The sequence below is a fragment of the Aeromonas sp. R4-2 genome (genome assembly GCF_040908295.1).
Classification (GTDB): domain Bacteria; phylum Pseudomonadota; class Gammaproteobacteria; order Enterobacterales; family Aeromonadaceae; genus Aeromonas; species Aeromonas veronii.
In genome coordinates, this window is the sequence record NZ_JBFODL010000014.1 from 391,978 (window position 1) to 411,060 (window position 19,083).

Genomic DNA, 19,083 nt, shown 5'->3' on the forward strand with positions numbered 1-19,083 from the left:
ATGGGACGCTCTGTCGATAAAAATAGCGGCCATAAAAAATGCCGGTCAGGTGACCGGCATTTGGTGTGTCAGGCATCGTCGTCACATCAGACGGTGAAGAACTTGAAGTTGACGAAGGCCACCGCGATGAAGGAAGCCACCATGCCGCTGATGCAGAGCACCGCCGGGCGGATGGCTGGCCAGCGATGGGTCAGCAGAATGATGGCCAGCAGGGTCGGGTAGAGCCCGAACATGTAGCGTGGCATGGCGTTGAGGCCGGTCATCAGCGGGATGGTGCAGCAGATGAACATCAGGGTCGCTTCCGCCCAGCGCTTCTGGCTGAACAGGTAACCGTTCAGGCACCAGCCGAAGATCACCATTATGGAGAGGTAAGCCTTGCGGCCGCCCAGCTCGAAACCGCTCAGCCACCAGTCCAGCGGGCTGTCCATGTAGCGACCCCACGCCACCTGAATGTGCTTGAAGGCAAAGGCATCGCCGGTCAGGTGATAGAGGTAGACCATGTAGGCAAACAGGCCAAACGGGATCATCCAGAGGGTGAACACCACCTTGAAGGCGCGCTCGGTAAAGCGGAAAAATTCCCGCCAGCCGTAGGCTTGCAGCGCCAGGATCAGCACCGGGAAGACCATCATCACCCCCAGGTTGCGGGTGGCGGAGATACAGACCCCCAGCACGGCCACCATCAGCCACTGCTCCCGATAGGCGAACAGGAACATCCCCAGCATCAGCGCCATAAAGGTCGACTCGGTATAACCGGAGACGAAGTAGGCGGAGAAGGGGGAGAAGGCGAGCAGCCAGACGCCGAAGCGGGCGGTATCGTCCCCCAGCTTGAGCTGACGCAACACCAGCAGCATCAGCGGCAGGCTGGCGAAGAAGGAGATATTGGTAACAATGATGAGGCCGATCAGGCTCTCGACATTGAACAGGTTGGAGATGGCACCGGAGACCATCGGATAGAGCGGCATAAAGGCCCAGTTTGCCGCATTGCCCTTGCTCAGCCAGCGCGGGTAGAGATCGTAGCCGTTCTCGATAATGCGCTGGAACCAGACGCAGTCGAACTGACAATAGGCCTGCAGCGGGCCGATGTCGGGGGAGCCATAGAGCTGGACACCGAAGTAACCCATGCCATACAGCGCCACCCGGCTCAGCATGAAGGCGGCGATGATCATCAGCCAGTCACGGCCGCTGATGCGCAGTGACGGGCGATAGGGGAGTGCAGCCCCGGTTAGCGGGGCAGTATTGGTCATATCATTCATCAGGCAAAAACCCAGACGCGAGAGAGAACGTAAGTGAGGACGGTAACGGTCAGGGTGGCGATGACCACCGGCAGCAGACCGGAGAGCCCCGCAAACAGCAGGCCGCTCAGGATCAGGTTACGCACCGCCAGCGAGAAGAGGGCGACCAGCAGAAACTTGCTGGCAGCTCCCTGCTTCTGGAAGGTGATGTAGCGGTGACCAAAGAAGGAGAACCAGAACGCGATGGCAAAAGCCAGCGTGGTAACCAGGTGCTCCGAGATGGTGGGCCAGGTATGAAACAGGGCGATGGAGGTGCCAAGGTCGACGAGGGTAGCCCCCCCGCCGACAAAACCGAAACGTACCAGCCGCCAGAATTCCTCGCGGGAGATCATTGAGGCGCTTGCTCCTGCTGCTCTTGCGGGTTGCTGTCAGCGCTCTGCGGTTTGGCCGCATCCTGCCTGGCATACTGGCCATAGACCCCTTCAATGAGGTAGACCGGGCGCTGTTTCACTTCCACGAACATGCGGCCGATGTACTCGCCGATGATGCCGAGCGACAACAGCTGGATACCACCGAGGAACAGCACTACGGACATAAGGGAGGCATAACCGGGCACGTCGATGCCGAAGAAGATCACTTGGGTGATGATTTTCAGGATATAGAGGAAGGCCACCAGCGAGACGCTGACACCCACATAGCTCCAGACCCGCAGCGGCCAGCTGGAGAAGCTGAGCAGACCGTCGAGGGCGAAGTTCCACAGTTTCCAGTAGTTGAACTTGGTTTCACCGGCGTGACGGGCCGGGCGCTCGTAGGGGACGCCAACGGCACGGAAACCGGCCCAGGCAAACAGCCCCTTCATAAAGCGGTTGCGCTCCGGCAGCAGCTTGATCGCCTCGACCACGCGACGGTCGATCAGGCGGAAGTCACCGGCGTTCTCCGGCAGCTTGGTGCTGGTGGAGAGGGCGTTGAAGAAGCGGTAGAAGCCACCGGCAGTCAGGCGCTTCATCGGGGTATCGGCACTGCGATCGACGCGGATGCCGTAGACGGTGTCATAGTCACCGGTCTGCCACAGTTTGACGAACTCCAGGATCAGGGCGGGCGGGTCTTGCAGATCCACGTCCATCGGCACGATGGCATCCCCTTTGGCCTGATGCAGACCGGCGGTCAAGGCCGCTTCTTTACCGAAGTTGCGTGCCAGGTTGACCAGGGTCACGCGCGGATCGCGGGCGATGGCCTGCTCGACCACTTCACGGGTGCGGTCACGGCTGCCATCGTTGACGAATACAATTTCAAGCTGGTCTTTCAGCGGGGCCAGTTCGTTGTCTATCGCGTTGATGAAGGCATCGATGCTCTCTTCCTCGTTGTAAACGGGAACGACCAGAGAGAGTCGAAAATCTGGATGCGACATAAGAACGTCCTTATTTGGGATAGTTGTTTTTATAAAATGGTATTCGGGGCAAGGATCACTGGGCTACGGTCAAACGTACCGACTGCACATTGATGGGAGTAGGTGCCGAGAGCGCCAGAAAATTGGGGCGCTTGGGATCTGCCGTGAGCGAGTCGCCGGGCAGACTGAGGCGGATTTCGTTGATGCCCGCTTTGGCCAGTTTCACCGTGGTGGTGAAGTCGTGACCCAGCGCCACTTTCAACAGGGCGCCGGCTTCTGGGCTGTTGATGCGAGCCTGTACGGTAAGCTGATCCGGATTGGCCGCCTGCTTGGGCAGCACAAAGTAGAGACCGCCCTGACCGCTGAGCAGGGTACCTTCGTCGCTCGGCTTCTTGGCCCAGCCTTCGCTGGAGAGGAAGCGGCTCGGCTTGGTCAGATTGAGCTCGTTACCCGGCTGATAGGTCATGCTGGAGTTGTGTTCCCAGAAGCGGGTTTTGCCTTCCAGATAATAGAGTTTGTAGGCCAGGCTCACGTTGGGGTGAGCAGCCAGATAGAGGGTGTAAAGATAAAAACCGCTTAACGCCAGAATGGCAGTCAAAAAACCGAACTTTTTGTACGTCATATCACTCTCTATGCCTGACAGAATGGGTAGGCCGATGTCGCGCATATGCTAATCCAATTGCAAAAAAAGCATAGTGGATCACAAAAAAATATTTGGTCACATATTAACCCCTTTTTACCCCTGTTCCAAACGTTGCTGTTTCCCGGTTAAACAGGTCTGGCGGGGCGCAGGTTGCCAGTAGTGCTCCGGCAGGGCAATTGGCAAATAGAAGCGCTTCGCTGCGTCATTTTCTAGCGGATGCGATAGTCATCTGGCTTCTATCGCCATTTTGCAGGGGGCGATTTATGATGACTCACTTATTCGTCAAGGATGACATATGAAGTGGCTCTCTTGCTGTCTGTTGCTTGGATTATGGGCGCCAATGGCATTGGCCAGGGCCCTGTGTCCCGAGCCCATTCAGGTCGGTTACGATAACTGGCCCCCCTACCATTATTACGAAGCCGACTCACCGCAAGAGGTGCGCGGTTATGCCGCCGAGGTGCTGACGGCTGTGCTCACTTCCATGCACTGCAAGGTCAACTATGTGGAGCTGCCCTGGAAGCGGGTACTGCACGAAATGGAATATGGTGAGATAGACATGGCGATGGAGGCGAATATCAACGATGAGCGCGCCCGTTATGCCTGGTTTTCCGACTCCTACAACCCGGGGCGCACCTTGCTGTGGATCCGCAAGGGCAGCCACTATCCCGAGCAGGATCTGGCGAACTGGCTGGCCAGTGGTTACTCCCTCGGCGTTACCAAAGAGTACTTCTATGGTGAGGAAGTGATGTCGCTGCTCGCTCGCTATGCCAAACAGGTGAGTGCGGTGAGCGACCAGCAAAATTTTGAGAAGCTGGCCCGCGGCCGGATCGACGGTTTTCTCGGTGACATGCTGGCTACCCCCAGCGCCCTTAACAAGGAGGGGATGAGCGGTCTGTTCACCAGTCACCCCATGGTGGTATCTGAATCGCCGAGCTTCTTTATGTTGGGCAAGCGCAGCTTTTCGCCGCAATTCTTGCAACAATTCAATCAGGCGTTGGCGCGGTTCAAGGAGACAGATGCGTATGACATTATCTGGCAGCGTTATGCCCCCGGGCGCTAGCAAAGTATTGGCCGTTCACGCATCATGAGCGGCCTGAGCATCGGGTCTGCTTGTCAGGCCTGACAGAGTGAACAAACCGTTTTGAGGTACCCATGGGGATGAAGTATTGGCTGGCCCTTGCCAATCTGGTGTGGCTGGGATGTTTGCCCGCTGGCGCGGTACATGCGACCGAAGCACAAGTCGTGGTGGCGGCCAGTGAAACCGGACACGACTGGTATCAGGGCAGTCAGGCCGAACAGGCCCGTGTCGAGCTGGAGCAGCAGTTGCAAGAGGCTGTGCTTGCCCAGCTGCATCCCGATTTTTTCACGCTGTGGAAGCGCCTGCAGGCCACCCCTGCAGACAAGCGTGGTGCCATCTATGACGACATTTTTGCCAAGCTGAGTCGTTTCCAGCACGCCTGGCGGGGGATGGATCTGGTCTCGCGCGAGCAGATGAAGACCCTCAAGCTCGATTTGAACCGCCCTGTAGTGACCCAACCCAGCGATGATGACCTGCTCACCCAGGTGAAATCCCTGCGCCCTCAGGTGGCGGAATACGAGGCGGTGCGGGCCAAAGTGCACAAACTTCTGGCAATGCCGATGGCCAGCAAGTGGCCAACCCTCGATATGCCGACCCTGCGTGCCGGAGAGAGCTCCGCCGAGCTCGGCCAAATCCGCGCCATGCTCAACGAGCTGGGCGACAGCGCCCCGAGCCATGGTGATCAGATTTACGATGGTGATACCGAGCAGGCCATCAAGCAGTTCCAACGTCGTCACGGTCTCACCGCGGACGGCATTATCGGTCGTCAGACCCGCTCCTGGCTCAATACCGGCCCGCAAGTGCGCGCCAGCTTGCTGCTGCGTAACCTGTGGCGTCGCGATCTGGTGGATCAACTCGCCGGTGGCCGCTACGTGCTGGTCAATATTCCCGACTACCGTCTGAGCGTGGTGGAGTCCGGCAACGAGGTGTTTACCAGCAGGGTCATCGTCGGCAAGGAGCAGCGGGCCACCCCCATTCTGGCCAGCGAAATTCGCTCCATCGTGCTCAACCCCTCCTGGCATGTGCCGCGCTCCATCCTGAGCAAAGACATCCTGCCCAAGCTGGGTCGGGATCCCGCCTATCTGAGTCGCGAGCAGTTCGAGGTGATCGACAGCGAGGGCAATCCGGTCCAGTTCACCGAAGAGGGGTGGCATCAGGCGCTGGCTGCCGGTTTCCCCTATCGCCTGCGGCAAAAGCCGGGGGATCACAATGCCCTGGGGCGCTACAAGTTCTACCTGCCCAACAATGACGCCATCTATCTGCACTCCACCCCGCGCAAGGCGCTGTTCGAACAGGGGGCGCGCGCCTTCAGTTCGGGCTGCATCCGGGTGGAGCATGCCGACGATCTGGCCGAGCTGTTGTTGGCAGATTCCCGCTATCAGCCGGACAAGGTGGCCAATATCCTCAAGGAGAGCCAGACCAAATGGTTGCCGCTCACCACGCCGATCCCGGTCTTTACCGTCTACTGGAGCAGCTGGATCGACGAAAATGGTCGCCAGCAACTGCGTAACGACATCTACGGATTTGATCGGGTCAGCTTCCAGAGCCGCCTGCTGTGATCCCTGCCACAGAGTGAAAAGCCCGGCCTGTGCCGGGCTTTTCTATGGGCGATTGAGGTTTGACAGGGCGCCCCGCCGGAGGGTAGTTTCAAGCGCCTGTATCACATTCAATCAGTGATCTTATTCAACTATTTTCGCTTGAATCTGCGATGGACGAACCCCTTATGCTGGAACAAGAGATAAGTCGACGTCGCCTGTTGCTGGGAGCCGGTTGCCTGTTGGGCAGCTCGCTGATCTCCTTCCCTGCACTGGCCAGCCGCAGTACCACCGGGCGTGAACTCAGTTTCTTCAATCTCAATACCGGCGAGCGGGTGCGCGCCAGCTATTGGGAGAACGGCCACTATCTGAGCGACGGGTTGGCCGAGCTCAACCACATCTTCCGCGATTACCGGCGCAACGAAGTGTTCAACATCGACAAGAAGTTGTTTGATCAGCTGTTTCTGTTGCAGCACAAGCTGGGTCGGCGCAGTGAAATCCAGCTGATCTCCGGCTATCGCGCCCCGGCAACCAATCGTCAGAAGCGCCACAAGAGCCGCGGCGTGGCCAAGCACAGCTACCACACCCTGGGGCAGGCGGTGGATGTGCGGATCCCCGGCGTACAGCTGGCCCATCTGCGCAAGGCGGCGCTCCAGCTCAAGGTGGGTGGGGTTGGTTACTATCCCCGTGATAACTTCGTTCACCTCGATACCGGCCCGGTGCGCAGCTGGTAAAGGGGTTGGCAAACTGCCAAGCTCTTCCCACCAGAGAGGAGATTGCGATGAAAAAGATAGTGATTGGCGGCCTGATCGCCCTGTTGTTGACCGGTTGCAGCAAGCTCAACCGTGAAAATTACGACCAGTTGAAGATGGGGATGAGTTACGCCGAGGCCAGCACCATTCTGGGCAAGGCGGAGCGTTGTGATGATGCCTTGGGCACTACCAGCTGCCTCTGGGGCGGGGAAGGGAAGAACATCAAGATCCGTTTTATTGCCGACAAGGCGACCTTCTTCAGCTCGGAAGGGATTAACTGAGTCGCAGAACGTCCATGAAAAAAGCGCCACTCGGGCGCTTTTTTGTTGCTCGCAATCCAACCCGCCTCGCCAGAAGCTGGCGTACTTAGTGAGTCGCGTACTGGTAGTTGAAGGTGGGCAGACCCCACTTGAAGCGTACCGCCAGCAGCCGCAGTACAAAGCCGATCCCGATGGAACCGAACGAGGCCCAGTTGGTCGGCAAGCCCTGATCCAGCGCCAGACAGTAGAGGGCTGCGGTGATCAGCGAAATGGCTGCATAGAGCTCGCGACGAAACACCAGCGGAATGCGCTGGCAGAGCAGATCCCGCAGCACACCGCCAAAGACCCCGGTCACTACCGCCATGATGCAGGCAATACCGGCGCCGTGGCCCATATCCAGCGCTCGGGCTGCACCGAAGATGGAGAAGACCACCAGTCCCAGGGCATCAAGGGCCATGAACAGCTTGCCGAGATAGCGCATCAGGGGGGCGGAGACCACACCCGCCATCGCGGCTGCGGCAACCAGCAGCACATATTCCGGATGCTCAATCCAGAGCAGCGGATAGTGGCCGAGCAGCACATCGCGAATGGTGCCACCACCGATGGCCGTCGCCGAGGCGATGATCACCACACCAAACAGATCCATCCGTCGCCGACCCGCGGCCAGCGCGCCGGTCATCCCTTCGGCCACCAGGCCAACCAAGAAGAGTGCATGTAACATGAGATATCCCAGGGAACGAGAAAGGCCAGAATCCTACCAACTCGTGTCATATGGGACAAGCTATCGAATGCATGCATTAATTTAATTCATGCTAAATACGAAAAAGGCACCGTTTCGGGTGCCTTTTTCTAATCAATGTTCAAGAGTTAGCGCCCCAGCTGCTCCTGCCGGTAGTGATCGACCCACATGGCGGTGGCGCCACAGATGGCAACCGGCATCACAAAGAGGTTCACCACCGGAATGGCGGAGAAGAGGGTCACCAGAGCGCCGAAGCTGAGGCACTTGCCGCGGCGCTGCTTCAAGGCATCGCGCATGGTGATGAAGTCGATCTTGTGGTTGTCGAACGGATAATCCACATACTGGATCGCCATCATCCAGGCGCTGAACAGGAACCAGAGCACAGGCGCCAGGGTCTGGCCTACCACCGGGATCAGGAACAGGATTAGGCAGCCAATGGCCTTGGGCAGGTAATACTTCAGCTTGGTCCATTCGCGGCCGAAGGTGCGTGGCACATCCTTGACGATATCCAGCATGCCGCTGTCATTGGCGGGCTGACCGGTGAGGATCTGCTCCACCTTCTCCGCCAGCAGGCCGTTGAAGGGGGCGGCTACCCAGTTGGCAACCGAGCTGAAGATAAAGGAGAAGACCACCAGTATGGTGATGAGGGCGATGGGCCACAGCAGATAGTCCAGCCAGTCGAGCCAGGCGGGGATCTGCTGATGGAGCCAGGCGAACAGGCCGTCCAGTTGCAGCAGCAGGGCATAGAAGGCCCCGGCAAACAGCACGAAGTTGACCAGCAGGGGGATCAGCACAAAGGTGCGGATGCCCGGTTGGCGAATAAGGGAAAAACCGCGCAGAAAGTAGTCTGCACCGCTGATTGAATCTTTGACCATATGGGGTGATTGGCTCATGTGAGCTCCATCTATGCATGGGAGAACTGCCAGCATATTACAAACAAGCCTTTGATTTGGTAAAGTCGCCGACTATTCCTTATTTCGTGCCGTGGCGACCAAAAATCGGGCATGAATGGGGATGATGCCAGCATATTACAAACAAAGCCGGGTCTGGATTTGGTAAAGTCACCTGCCCGCATCCTCTTTATTTAGCCACTGATACAGGTCGCCATGCGTCTGAAACTGATCAAACTCGCCGGCTTCAAGTCGTTCGTCGAGCCGACCCGCATCGAACTGTCGGCAGACATGACAGCCGTGGTGGGCCCCAATGGCTGTGGCAAATCCAACGTCATCGACGCGGTGCGCTGGGTGCTGGGGGAGAGCTCCGCCCGCCATCTGCGCGGCGAGAACATGACCGATGTCATCTTCAACGGCTCTATCAATCGCAGTGCGCACGGGCGCGCCTCGGTGGAGCTGGTGTTCGACAATCCCCACAACCGGGTGCCCGGCGAGTTCGGCCGCTTTACCGAGATCTCGGTGCGCCGCGAAGTGCTGCGCGACGGTTCCAACCACTATCAGATCAACGGCCAGAAGTGCCGCCGCAAGGATGTCACCGATCTCTTCCTCGGCACCGGTCTTGGCCCCCGCAGCTACGCCATCATCGAGCAGGGCACCGTCAGCCGACTGGTGGAGTCGCGTCCGGCCGATCTCAAGCTCTTTATGGAAGAGGCCGCCGGGGTTTCCCGCTACAAGGAGCGGCGCCGCGAGACCGAGCAGCGCATTCGCCACACCCAGGAGAACCTGGAGCGCCTCGGCGATATTCGCGGCGAGCTGGGCTCTCGCCTTGAGCACCTCAAAGCCCAGGCCGAGACCGCCGAGCGCTACAAACAGCTCAAGAGTCGTTCGCGCGCAGCTCGCGCCGAGCTGATTGGCTCCGAGTTGTGGGCGCTGGAGACGCGCCTTGGCGAGGCCAAAACAGAGCTGGCACAGGCCGAGCAGGCGCTGGCGGCGCTCGATGCCAAGCGCACCGCCGATGAGGGGCGCCACGTCACCCTGTCGGTCGCCAGACAAGAGGCGCAAGCCGAGCAGGCGAGCCGTCAGCAACAGATTTTTCTCGGCGGGCAGGCCATCGCCCGTCTCGAGCAACAGCAACTGCACCAGAGTGAACTGGGGCGCGACTGGCAGGCCCGTGCAGAGGCGCTCGGCGAGCGGATTGCTACCCGCAAGGCGCAGCTTGCCAGCCAGCAGGATCAACTGACCGAAGGGGTATTGCGCGCAGAGCAGGAGAGCGCCCGGCTGGAGCAGTGTGAGCAGTTGCTCACTGAGCAGCAGGAGGCCCGCCAGCACGCCAGCGAGCAGCTGGAGCAGGCCCGCCTGCGTCAGCAGCAGTGGCAACAACAGTTGGCCGGGTTGCAGGGGCAGCTCAACCAGACTCGTACCCGGTTGGGTGGTTTGCAGGAGTTGCAAGCCAAGACCCGGCTGGCCCGCCTCAAGCTGGAAGATGAACGCGCGGGACCCCTCGGCGCTGAGGCCGATGACCTGCAACCGGCCCTCGATGCCCTGAGTGGTGAGCTGGAGCTGACGCGGGCGGCTAATGGCGAGCTGACCGAGCAGCTGGCGCAGGCGGTCGACGCCCATGAACAACTCAAGCAGCAGTATGGCCAGCAGTTGAGCCTGCAGCGGGAACTGGAGGCGCGGCTGGCGACGCTGGATCAAATCCTCGGCGAGCAGATGGAGGGGGCGACCCTGGCGGATCGACTGCAGGTTGCTCCCGAATGGGCACAGGCGCTCGACAAGGTGCTGGGTCGCTGGCTCACCGCAACGCCGGCGGACGAGTGCAATCTGGCGCAAGAGGGACTCTGGATTGGCCCGGCGCAACCGGCGGTTGCCGGTACGCTGGCGGCGCAACTGGGCGGCGAGCACATTCCCGCCTTCCTCAATGCCATCTGGCTGGTGGAGAGCCGGGAGGCCGCATTGGCCCGCCAGCCAAGCCTTGCGGCCGGTGAGTCGGTACTGACTCCTGCTGGCGACTGGCTGGGGCCAAACTGGGCAGATCTGGGGCAGGGCGCGGCGCTCGGCACCATGGCACTGCTCGGTGAGCGTGAGCGGTTGCATACCGAGCAGGAGAGGGTTGCCGCGGGGCTGGCACAGCTGAGCGAGCAACTTGTCTCAGCCGATGCCCGGCGCGCCCAGCTTGCCAGTGCGCAGGAGTTGTCGCAGCGAACCTTGCGCGAGCAAGAGCAGAAATGGCAACAACTGCGCGAAGCCTGGAGCCTGCAACAGGGTCAGCGGCAGGAGCGGTTGCAGCGGCTCGGTCAGCTCGGCGAAGAGCTGATCCGGCTAGATCAGGAGCAGGCCGAAGAGGCAGAGCGGCTGGCCAGCGCCCGTGAACAACTGGAACTCGATGAGGCGCGCCTTGCCGAGTTGCAGGAGCAGGGGGAGCCGCTGACACAAGGGTTGCAGCTCGCTCAGGAGCTGCTGACCCGCTGCGAGCGGGCGGTCGACGAGGCCCGTGCGCGCCGCGAGCAGCAACAAGCGACCTGCCAGCGTTTGCAACTGGAGTTGGGCAATCTGCGCCAACTCATTACCCTGGGCGAAGAGGAGTTGGCGAGGCTCGGACTGGAGCTGGCCGGGCTGAAAGGGCCGGATAGCGAGGCCGTGCCGGATCTGGCGCCCCTGCTGGCCGAGCAGCGCAATCTGGAGGCGCAGCAGCTCGCCTGTCATCAGCGGCTTGCGGAGCTGGAGCGCCAGCTCGGTGAGCTGGAACAGGCCAGAAGTGCCGATCACAAGCAGCTGGTGACGTTGCAGGAGAAGCTGGCAACCCTGCGCCTTGAGCGCGAACGCAACCTTACCCGTCGGCAAGGGCTGCACGAGCAGTTCGAAGAGCTGGGGGTTCGACTGGTAGATCTCGATCAGGCGGTGTTGATCGCCGCTGATCGCGGCAAGCTGCGGCAGGAGATCCAGACTCTGGAGGGGCAAGTGGAGGCGCTCGGCGCCATCAACCTGGCGGCGCTGGAGGAGTATGAAGAGGCGAAAACCCGGGCAACCTATCTTGAAAATCAGTGTCAGGATCTCGAGCAAGCGCTTGAAACCTTGAGCCAAGCCATTAAAAGAATTGATAAAGAGACACAAATACGGTTCCGGGACACTTTCGATAAGGTCAACGAAGATTTAAAATCCCTGTTTCCGAAAGTGTTCGGTGGGGGCAGTGCCTGGCTTGAGCTCACCTCCGATGATCTTTTGGAGGCCGGAGTGAGCATCATGGCGAGACCTCCGGGTAAGAAGAATGCTACCATTGCCCTGCTTTCCGGGGGGGAGAAGGCGTTAACCGCGCTTGCGCTGGTTTTTGCCATCTTCAGACTCAACCCAGCACCTTTTTGTCTGCTGGATGAGGTGGATGCACCGCTCGATGAAGTGAACGTCGGTCGCTTCTGTTCTCTTGTCAAAGAGATGTCGAGCACAGTACAGTTCGTTTACATCAGTCATAATAAGGTCTCCATGGAGATGGCTGAGCAGCTGGTTGGCGTCACGATGCAAGAGCCCGGGGTTTCTCGCATTGTGTCGGTCGATATCGGTGAAGCCGTCGCTTTGGCTGAGCAAAACTAGAAAGAGAAGCAGCTAATGCAGGAATTGCGTTACATCTTGGTTGCCCTGGGCGGTATTGCTATTGCGGCATTGCTCATTCACGGGTTGTGGAGCAACAAAAAGAATCGTCAGGCACCGATCAAAGAGAAACCGATTGGACGGATGGACTCCAAGTCGCGGGATCGTGATAACGACGCCTTCGACAGCGATGGCATCGGCCAGGTACGCGTGGTCAGTGGTGGCCGTCGTGCCGAGCCCAAGCTGCGCAGTGAAGAGAGCCGCCAGCCGGAACTCGGTCGTCGCCCTTCCGTCCCCACCTTTGATGATGAAGATGACGAGGACGATCTGCCGCCGCCCGTAGTGCGCAAGCCTGCTGCCCGCCCGGTTCCGCCGCCTCCTGTCTATGAAGAGGAGGAAGCGTTCGACGAACCGCTTCCCGAGGAGACCGACGAGGCGCCCGCCGCGCCGGTGCGCAAACCTGCTCAGGTCAATCGCCGTACCCCGGTCTACCGTTCCCGTCCTCAGCGCGAGCCCATGATGCAGTCGCTGGACGACGAGCCGCTGGTCGAGCCCGCCTATGCGACAGCCCCGACTTTTGGTGCCCGTGCAGAGACAGTCCGTACCGCTGACACCGTTCGTGCCGAACCGGTGCGTGCTCCCGAGCCGGAATATCAGCCGCAGCCCCGTCATGTGGCTCCCGAGCCAGCCTATGTGGCACCTGCACCTGTGGTTGAAGAGCCGCGCATGGCACCCCAGCCGGTCGAGAAGATCTGGCAGGATGTCTATGTCATCAACCTGATGGGCCGTCCGGGTCACGACTTGCAAGGTGCAACCCTGCTCTCGTCCCTGATGGCGCTGGGTTTCAAGTTTGGCGAGATGGATATTTTCCACCGTCACGAAGATCCCAACGGCAAGGGTGAAGTGGTCTTCTCCATGATCAACATGGTCAAGCCGGGTACTTTCAACCCGTACCGGATGGAACAGTTCACCACGCCGGGTGTCTCCTTGTTCATGCAGCTGCCGCTGCGCAGCAATGCCGCGTTTGCCTTCGAGGATATGCTGCAGGCTGCCGATCAGCTGGCCAGCGATCTCGATGCCATGCTGACCGATATGGATCGCAGCCCGCTGAGCGACGAGACCATTGCCCGTTACCGTCACGAGCTGGCTGCCTACGAGGCCAGTCGCGACTAATACGCCATGCGGGTCGAGTGAAGAAAAAGTGCGGTACCCTGGTACCGCATTTTTGTTTCTACCCCGGCCGTATGTTCAATCACACTTCGAGACTTTTTCATGAGCGACACCCTCTCCCGCCACCGTCAATTGTGTGAACTGCTTACCGAATATGGTCATCAGTACTATGTGCTGGATAACCCGACCGTACCGGACGCCGAATATGACCGTCTGATGCGCGAGCTGATTGCGCTGGAGGCTGACCACCCCGAGCTGAAAACCCCGGCTTCCCCGAGCGTGCGGGTCGGAGGCCAGCCGCTGACGGCGTTCAGTCAGGTGCGCCACGAGATCCCCATGCTCAGTCTGGATAACGTCTTTAGCAGCGAAGAGCTGCAGGCGTTCGAACAACGCATGAGCGATCGCCTCAAGCGTGAAGTGCGTTTCGAGTTCTGCTGCGAGCCCAAGCTTGATGGCCTGGCGGTGAGCCTGCTCTATGTAAATGGTCAGCTGGTGCAGGCCGCGACCCGGGGCGATGGCGCTACCGGTGAGGAGATCACCGAGAACGTGCGTACCATCAAGGCCATTCCGCTCGCATTGCGAGGCTCTGGTTGGCCCGAGCGGTTGGAAGTGCGTGGCGAAGTCTTTATGCCCAAGGCCGGTTTCGAAGCGATGAACGCCAAGGCGCTGGCAGCGGGCGAGAAGGTATTCGTCAACCCGCGCAATGCCGCTGCTGGCAGCCTGCGTCAGCTCGATTCACGCATCACCGCCAGCCGTCCCCTGAGCTTTTACGCTTACGGTGTCGGTGTTGGCGGCGAGCAACTGGGCGACTCCCACTTTGGCCGTCTCACCCAGCTCAAGGAGTGGGGGCTGCCGCTCAGTCCAGAGGTGAAGCTCAAAGAGGGGGCCGCCGGTTGTCAGGCGTTCCACGACGACATTCTGGCCCGCCGTGGCGAGCTCCCTTATGAGATCGACGGCGTGGTCTACAAGGTCGATGCCATCGCCCTGCAGGAGGAGCTGGGCTTTGTGGCTCGCGCCCCGCGCTGGGCGACTGCCCACAAGTTCCCGGCGCAGGAGGAGATGACTCTGCTTGAGAACGTCGAGTTTCAGGTTGGTCGCACCGGCGCCGTGACGCCGGTGGCCAAGCTTAAACCTGTGTTTGTCGGCGGCGTGACTGTCTCCAACGCCACCTTGCATAATGCCGATGAGATCGAGCGGCTTGGCGTGATGATCGGCGATACCGTGATCGTGCGCCGGGCAGGGGATGTGATCCCGCAGATCGTGGCCGTGGTAGAGGCAGAGCGCCCTGTTGATGCGCGCGAAATTCTCTTCCCGACCGAGTGTCCGGTCTGTGGCTCAGCAGTGGAGCGGTTGGAAGGGGAAGCGGTTGCCCGCTGCTCCGGTGGCCTGTTCTGCGAGGCGCAGCGCAAGGAGGCGATCAAGCACTTCGCTGCCCGTCGTGCCATGGATGTGGATGGCCTTGGCGACAAGATTGTCGAGCAGCTGGTAGACAAGGGGCTGGTGAAGACTCCCGCCGATCTGTTCAGCCTCAATGCCATCCAGCTGGCCGGTCTTGAGCGGATGGGGCAAAAATCCGCCCTCAATCTGGTAGCCGCCATCGATGCGGCGCGCAGCACCACCCTGCCGCGCTTCCTGTTTGCCCTGGGGATCCGCGAAGTGGGGGAGGCGACTGCGCTCAACCTTGCCAACCACTTCCTCACCCTGGATGCCCTGCGCGCTGCATCGGTGGAGCAACTGCTCGAAGTGGCTGACGTGGGCGATGTGGTGGCCAAGCATGTCTACTACTTCCTGCGTCAGCCGCACAACGTGGAGGTGTTGGAAGCCTTGCTGGCTGCCGGCATCCACTGGCCGGCCATCGAGAAGAAAGAGGCCGCGGAGCAACCCTTTGCCGGCAAGACCTTCGTGCTGACCGGCACGCTGACCACCTTGTCGCGCAACGACGCCAAGGCGGCGCTGCAGGCGCTGGGGGCCAAGGTGGCGGGTTCGGTATCTGCCAAGACCGATGTGCTGGTCGCGGGGGAAGCGGCCGGTTCCAAGCTGACCAAGGCGCAGGAGCTCGGCATTACCATCTGGACCGAAGAGGAGCTGCAACAGGCGTTGCAGGGCTGATAGCCCTCACCAAGCCTGCTAACCGCAGCACCCGATAAAAGAGAACCCGGCATGGCCGGGTTCTCTTTTTTTGTTTCGGCGGTTACTCACGCCAGAGGATCTTGTGGCGCCATTTGTCGGGCACTGTGAGCTGCCAGCGGGCCAGCTCGCTCTTGCTGAAGACATATTCGCCGCGCAGGGCCGCGCGCGGGGAGATGGTACGGGGCAGGGTGCCCGCCAGTATGGTGTTGATGAGGCTGGCTGCCTGTATCCCCTGATCGTGGCCGTCCAGCACCAGCCCACCGATGGCCATCCCCTTGCCGACGGTAAATTCCCAGAAACAGAAGAGCGGCACCGGCGTGTTGGCGCTGGTCCACTCCAGCACCGTCTTTTCGCTCACATGCTTGCCATTGTCATCGACCAGCGTGTGGTAGAGGCCGAGGAAGATCGCCTGATAGCCGTTCTTCTTGGCGTTGAGCACCGCCTCTTGCCAGAGGCTGTAATCCCCCATCAGCTGGCTGTTGATCCTGGTCTGGCCGACTCGCAGCTCGGTCTGGGTCTTGAATTCATCCTCGATGGCGGTGAGGGCCACATTACTGGAATCAAACAGCACCAGTGCCTTGTCGAGCCCCCCCATCATCTGGCTTATTTCGCTGATGTTGCGCTTGAGCAGGGGGCGTTCCAGCACGCCGGTGATCTTGGGGTGGCCGACAAAGCCCTTGAGGCGCGGATTCTCGTTCATGCCAAGAAACACCACTGGGGTACCCAGCGAGGCGATCTCGTTGGCCAGATAGTTGATGGCGTTGTCATCCCCCAGTACCACTAAATCCGGCTTGCTCTTGAGATAAAAGGCGATGGCTTGCTGGGCGATTTCGTCGAACTTCTCCCGTGGATGGCGTTTGGTATCCATATAGAAGTGAGTGATCTTGTGCTCCCCCTGCAAGCCATCGAGCAGCCCTTTGTTGTAGCTTTGGTCCCACAGGTATTCGGGATGGTAGCTGCTGATCACTAGAATGTTGGCAGCCCAGAGCGGCAGAGAGAGGGTGGATAGCAGTAGCAACAGCAGAGAGGTGCGCATGGGTTGTCCCTTGTCGAGGGGGAGAGAGTTCTTGTTCAGTATGGGTGGTTTTGGTTGGCGCTGTCATCTCGAAACCGGTGTGGCGAGGGGCGATTTTTTTCGTGTGGGCGGATCGGACGCCAGCCCGCACCCTGCTTGAGATTGGATTTGAATGGGGCTCTTTTGGGTTGGTCGTGAACTGTCCCGCTCGCTGGAAAACCTGTTCTGGATCAAGAAATGAGGCTTCGCTTTGGTGCCTAATAGACACCACATATAGGGACGCATTCGTTTTTAATCCCTATATGTTGTGTTATTAAGCTGTGTATAAGCTGTTCCTCTCCTATCTTCAGCCCAGGCTTGTCAAGCCTCGGCTGAATTTATTTGCGTCCAGGACGAGATGCCGGGAGGGGGGCCCAACAAGGGTGAGCCAGAGGCAAATGCCTGGCCTTTTAACGGGGAAAATTCATGAAACCGGTTGTGATCAAACGTGACGGATGTCGCGCACCATTCAATGCCCAGCTGATTGCAGAGGCGGTCAGCCGTGCGGCGGAAGCGGTCAATCAGGCCAATCCGGCACTCGCCTCCCGCATTGCCAATGCGGTGAGTCAGGAGCTGGAAGGGCGTGGTGAAGTTGATATCCACGAGATCCAGAACCGGGTCGAAAACCACCTGATGGCTTCCGACGACAAGGCCATCGCCCGTGCCTATATCGAATATCGCCACGACAGGGATCAGGCCCGCGAGGCGCGCGGCCGTCTGGCGCAGGAGATCCGCGGTCTGGTCGAGCAGACCAACGCTGCCCTGCTCAACGAAAACGCCAACAAAGACTCCAAGGTGATCCCGACCCAGCGCGACCTGCTGGCCGGTATTGTCGCCAAGCACTATGCCACCAGCCACATGCTGCCCCGTGATGTGGTTCAGGCCCACGAGAGTGGTGATCTGCACTTCCACGATCTCGATTACTCACCTTTCTTCCCGATGTTCAACTGCATGTTGATCGATCTGAAAGGGATGCTGACCCACGGCTTCAAGATGGGCAATGCTGAGATCGATACCCCGAAATCCATCAGCACCGCCACGGCCGTGACCGCCCAGATCATCGCCCAGGTGGCGAGCCACATCTATGGTGGTACCACCATCAACCGCATCGATGAAGTGCTGGCTCCCTATGTGACCATCAGCTGGCAGAAGCACCGTGAAGTGGCCGAAGAGTGGGGCATTTCCGACGTAGAAGCCTACGCCATGGCCCGCACCGAGAAAGAGTGCTACGACGCCTTCCAGTCGCTGGAGTACGAGGTCAACACCCTGCACACCGCCAACGGTCAGACCCCGTTTGTCACCTTTGGCTTTGGCTTGGGGGACAGCTGGGAGTCGCGGATGATCCAGCGCGCCATCCTCAGCAATCGTATCGCAGGTCTTGGCAAGAACAAGAAGACCGCTGTGTTCCCGAAACTGGTGTTTGCCATCAAGGATGGCCTCAACCACAAGCAGGGCGATCCCAACTACGACATCAAGCAGCTGGCGCTGGAGTGTGCCTCCAAGCGGATGTATCCGGACATCCTCAACTACGACCAGGTCGTGAAAGTGACCGGCTCCTTCAAGACCCCCATGGGTTGCCGCTCCTTCCTCGGTGCCTACGAGGAGAATGGCGAGCTGATCCACGAAGGTCGCAACAACCTGGGTGTCGTGAGCCTCAACCTGCCGCGCATAGCCCTGAAATCCCGTGACGAAGCGGACTTCTGGGATCGTCTCGATGCCTCCCTGCGGGTTGCCAAGAAGGCGCTGATGTACCGCATCACCCGTCTGGACGGGGTGAAAGCACGGGTTGCTCCGATCCTCTATATGGAAGGGGCTTGCGGCGTGCGCCTCAAGGCGGACGACAACGTCAGCGAGATCTTCAAGAACGGTCGTGCCTCCATTTCCCTCGGTTATATCGGGGTTCACGAGACCATCAACGCCCTGTTTGGTGACAAGGTGCACCTGTTTGACAGCGCCGAGCTGCAACAGAAGGCCATCGCCATTATCGCCCGTCTCAGGGCAGCCATTGACGAGTGGAAAGAGGAGACTGGCTACGGCTTCAGCCTCTACTCCACCCCGAGCGAGAACCTCTGCACCCGTTTCTGCCGCATCGACGCCAAGGAGTTTGGCGTGGTATCCGGCGTGACCGACAAGGGTTACTACACCAACAGCTTCCACCTTGATGTGGAGAAGCAGGTCAACCCGTACGACAAGCTGGACTTCGAGGCGCCCTATCCGCCCATCGCCAGTGGCGGTTTCATCTGCTACGGCGAGTACCCCAACATCCAGCACAACCTGGAAGCGCTCGAAAACGTCTGGGATTACAGCTATGACAAGGTGCCCTACTACGGTACCAACACTCCCATCGACGAGTGCTACGACTGCGGCTTTACCGGCGAGTTCGAGTGCACCTCCAAGGGCTTTACCTGCCCGCGCTGCGGCAACCACGACCCCGCCAAGGTGTCGGTGACCCGCCGAGTCTGCGGCTACCTCGGCAGCCCGGATGCACGCCCCTTCAATGCGGGCAAGCAGGAAGAAGTAAAGCGCCGCGTCAAACATATGTAAGAGCACAGGCGATGAAGAGCTGGCCCCTGACTCAAGGGGCCATTTTCATTGGAGGGCGGCAGTTATGCCGCTGTCCCGTGA

General features: G+C 59.8%; 15 protein-coding genes. 8 read left to right on the top strand and 7 right to left on the bottom strand.

Going from position 1 to position 19,083, the window contains the following annotated elements; translation table 11 throughout:
* Positions 1 to 86: 86 nt before the first annotated feature.
* The 4 genes from AB5Y99_RS12315 to AB5Y99_RS12330 are packed head-to-tail and all read right to left on the bottom strand — an operon-like array spanning position 87 to position 3,241.
* Complete coding sequence (locus tag AB5Y99_RS12315; RefSeq protein ID WP_005338464.1) at positions 87 to 1,253, bottom strand: hypothetical protein; 1,167 nt, start codon at positions 1,251 to 1,253, stop codon at positions 87 to 89.
* A complete protein-coding gene (locus tag AB5Y99_RS12320; RefSeq protein WP_005338463.1) occupies positions 1,253 to 1,624 on the bottom strand; it encodes a GtrA family protein in 372 nt (123 codons plus the stop codon). Before AB5Y99_RS12320 ends, AB5Y99_RS12315 begins: the two co-directional genes overlap by 1 nt.
* Positions 1,621 to 2,640, bottom strand: coding sequence for a glycosyltransferase family 2 protein (locus AB5Y99_RS12325; protein WP_274160680.1), 1,020 nt, complete (start codon positions 2,638 to 2,640; stop codon positions 1,621 to 1,623). The genes AB5Y99_RS12320 and AB5Y99_RS12325 overlap by 4 nt, the downstream gene beginning before the upstream one ends.
* 55 nt (positions 2,641 to 2,695) lie before the next feature.
* Positions 2,696 to 3,241 (bottom strand): hypothetical protein, encoded by a 546-nt coding sequence (locus tag AB5Y99_RS12330; RefSeq protein ID WP_041202288.1) that lies wholly within the window; start codon positions 3,239 to 3,241, stop codon positions 2,696 to 2,698.
* Positions 3,242 to 3,557: 316 nt separating this feature from the next.
* Between AB5Y99_RS12330 and AB5Y99_RS12335 the strand changes: the two genes are divergently transcribed.
* The 4 genes from AB5Y99_RS12335 (at position 3,558) to AB5Y99_RS12350 (ending at position 6,908) form a co-directional block, all read left to right on the top strand.
* The gene (locus AB5Y99_RS12335; RefSeq protein ID WP_204483956.1) at positions 3,558 to 4,322 is read left to right on the top strand and encodes an ABC transporter substrate-binding protein; all 765 of its coding nucleotides are present in this window, start codon (positions 3,558 to 3,560) and stop codon (positions 4,320 to 4,322) included.
* 92 nt (positions 4,323 to 4,414) lie between these two features.
* Positions 4,415 to 5,899 carry a murein L,D-transpeptidase gene (locus AB5Y99_RS12340; protein ID WP_040066667.1) on the top strand — a complete coding sequence of 495 codons (1,485 nt, stop codon included), beginning with the start codon at positions 4,415 to 4,417 and terminating at the stop codon, positions 5,897 to 5,899.
* A gap of 164 nt (positions 5,900 to 6,063) precedes the next feature.
* Positions 6,064 to 6,609 carry a DUF882 domain-containing protein gene (locus tag AB5Y99_RS12345; protein WP_005338458.1) on the top strand — a complete coding sequence of 182 codons (546 nt, stop codon included), beginning with the start codon at positions 6,064 to 6,066 and terminating at the stop codon, positions 6,607 to 6,609.
* A 47-nt stretch (positions 6,610 to 6,656) separates the two neighbouring features.
* Positions 6,657 to 6,908: a hypothetical protein gene (locus AB5Y99_RS12350; protein WP_005338457.1), complete on the top strand. Its 252-nt coding sequence runs from the start codon at positions 6,657 to 6,659 to the stop codon at positions 6,906 to 6,908.
* A gap of 85 nt (positions 6,909 to 6,993) precedes the next feature.
* On the opposite strand, the gene AB5Y99_RS12355 is transcribed toward AB5Y99_RS12350, so the two are convergent.
* Both AB5Y99_RS12355 and cysZ read right to left on the bottom strand, forming a co-directional pair.
* The gene (locus tag AB5Y99_RS12355; protein ID WP_368209792.1) at positions 6,994 to 7,608 is read right to left on the bottom strand and encodes a trimeric intracellular cation channel family protein; all 615 of its coding nucleotides are present in this window, start codon (positions 7,606 to 7,608) and stop codon (positions 6,994 to 6,996) included.
* 146 nt (positions 7,609 to 7,754) lie between these two features.
* The gene (gene cysZ / locus AB5Y99_RS12360) at positions 7,755 to 8,519 is read right to left on the bottom strand and encodes a sulfate transporter CysZ (protein WP_005338455.1); all 765 of its coding nucleotides are present in this window, start codon (positions 8,517 to 8,519) and stop codon (positions 7,755 to 7,757) included.
* A 213-nt stretch (positions 8,520 to 8,732) separates the two neighbouring features.
* Between cysZ and AB5Y99_RS12365 the strand changes: the two genes are divergently transcribed.
* The 3 genes from AB5Y99_RS12365 (at position 8,733) to ligA (ending at position 15,383) form a co-directional block, all read left to right on the top strand.
* A complete protein-coding gene (locus AB5Y99_RS12365; protein ID WP_368209793.1) occupies positions 8,733 to 12,107 on the top strand; it encodes an AAA family ATPase in 3,375 nt (1,124 codons plus the stop codon).
* Between the two features lie 15 nt (positions 12,108 to 12,122).
* On the top strand, positions 12,123 to 13,277 hold the full coding sequence (zipA, locus tag AB5Y99_RS12370; protein ID WP_323890885.1) for a cell division protein ZipA: 1,155 nt from the start codon (positions 12,123 to 12,125) through the stop codon (positions 13,275 to 13,277).
* Between the two features lie 99 nt (positions 13,278 to 13,376).
* Complete coding sequence (ligA, locus tag AB5Y99_RS12375) at positions 13,377 to 15,383, top strand: NAD-dependent DNA ligase LigA (protein ID WP_323890887.1); 2,007 nt, start codon at positions 13,377 to 13,379, stop codon at positions 15,381 to 15,383.
* An 82-nt stretch (positions 15,384 to 15,465) separates the two neighbouring features.
* Here ligA and AB5Y99_RS12380 read toward each other — a convergent pair whose 3' ends face one another.
* Entirely contained in the window at positions 15,466 to 16,440 is a 975-nt protein-coding gene (locus tag AB5Y99_RS12380) for an ABC transporter substrate-binding protein (protein WP_005338444.1), read from the bottom strand.
* A gap of 444 nt (positions 16,441 to 16,884) precedes the next feature.
* Here AB5Y99_RS12380 and nrdD point away from each other — a divergent pair, with 444 nt between their 5' ends.
* Complete coding sequence (gene nrdD, locus AB5Y99_RS12385) at positions 16,885 to 19,002, top strand: anaerobic ribonucleoside-triphosphate reductase (protein ID WP_043818900.1); 2,118 nt, start codon at positions 16,885 to 16,887, stop codon at positions 19,000 to 19,002.
* Positions 19,003 to 19,083: the final 81 nt, after the last annotated feature.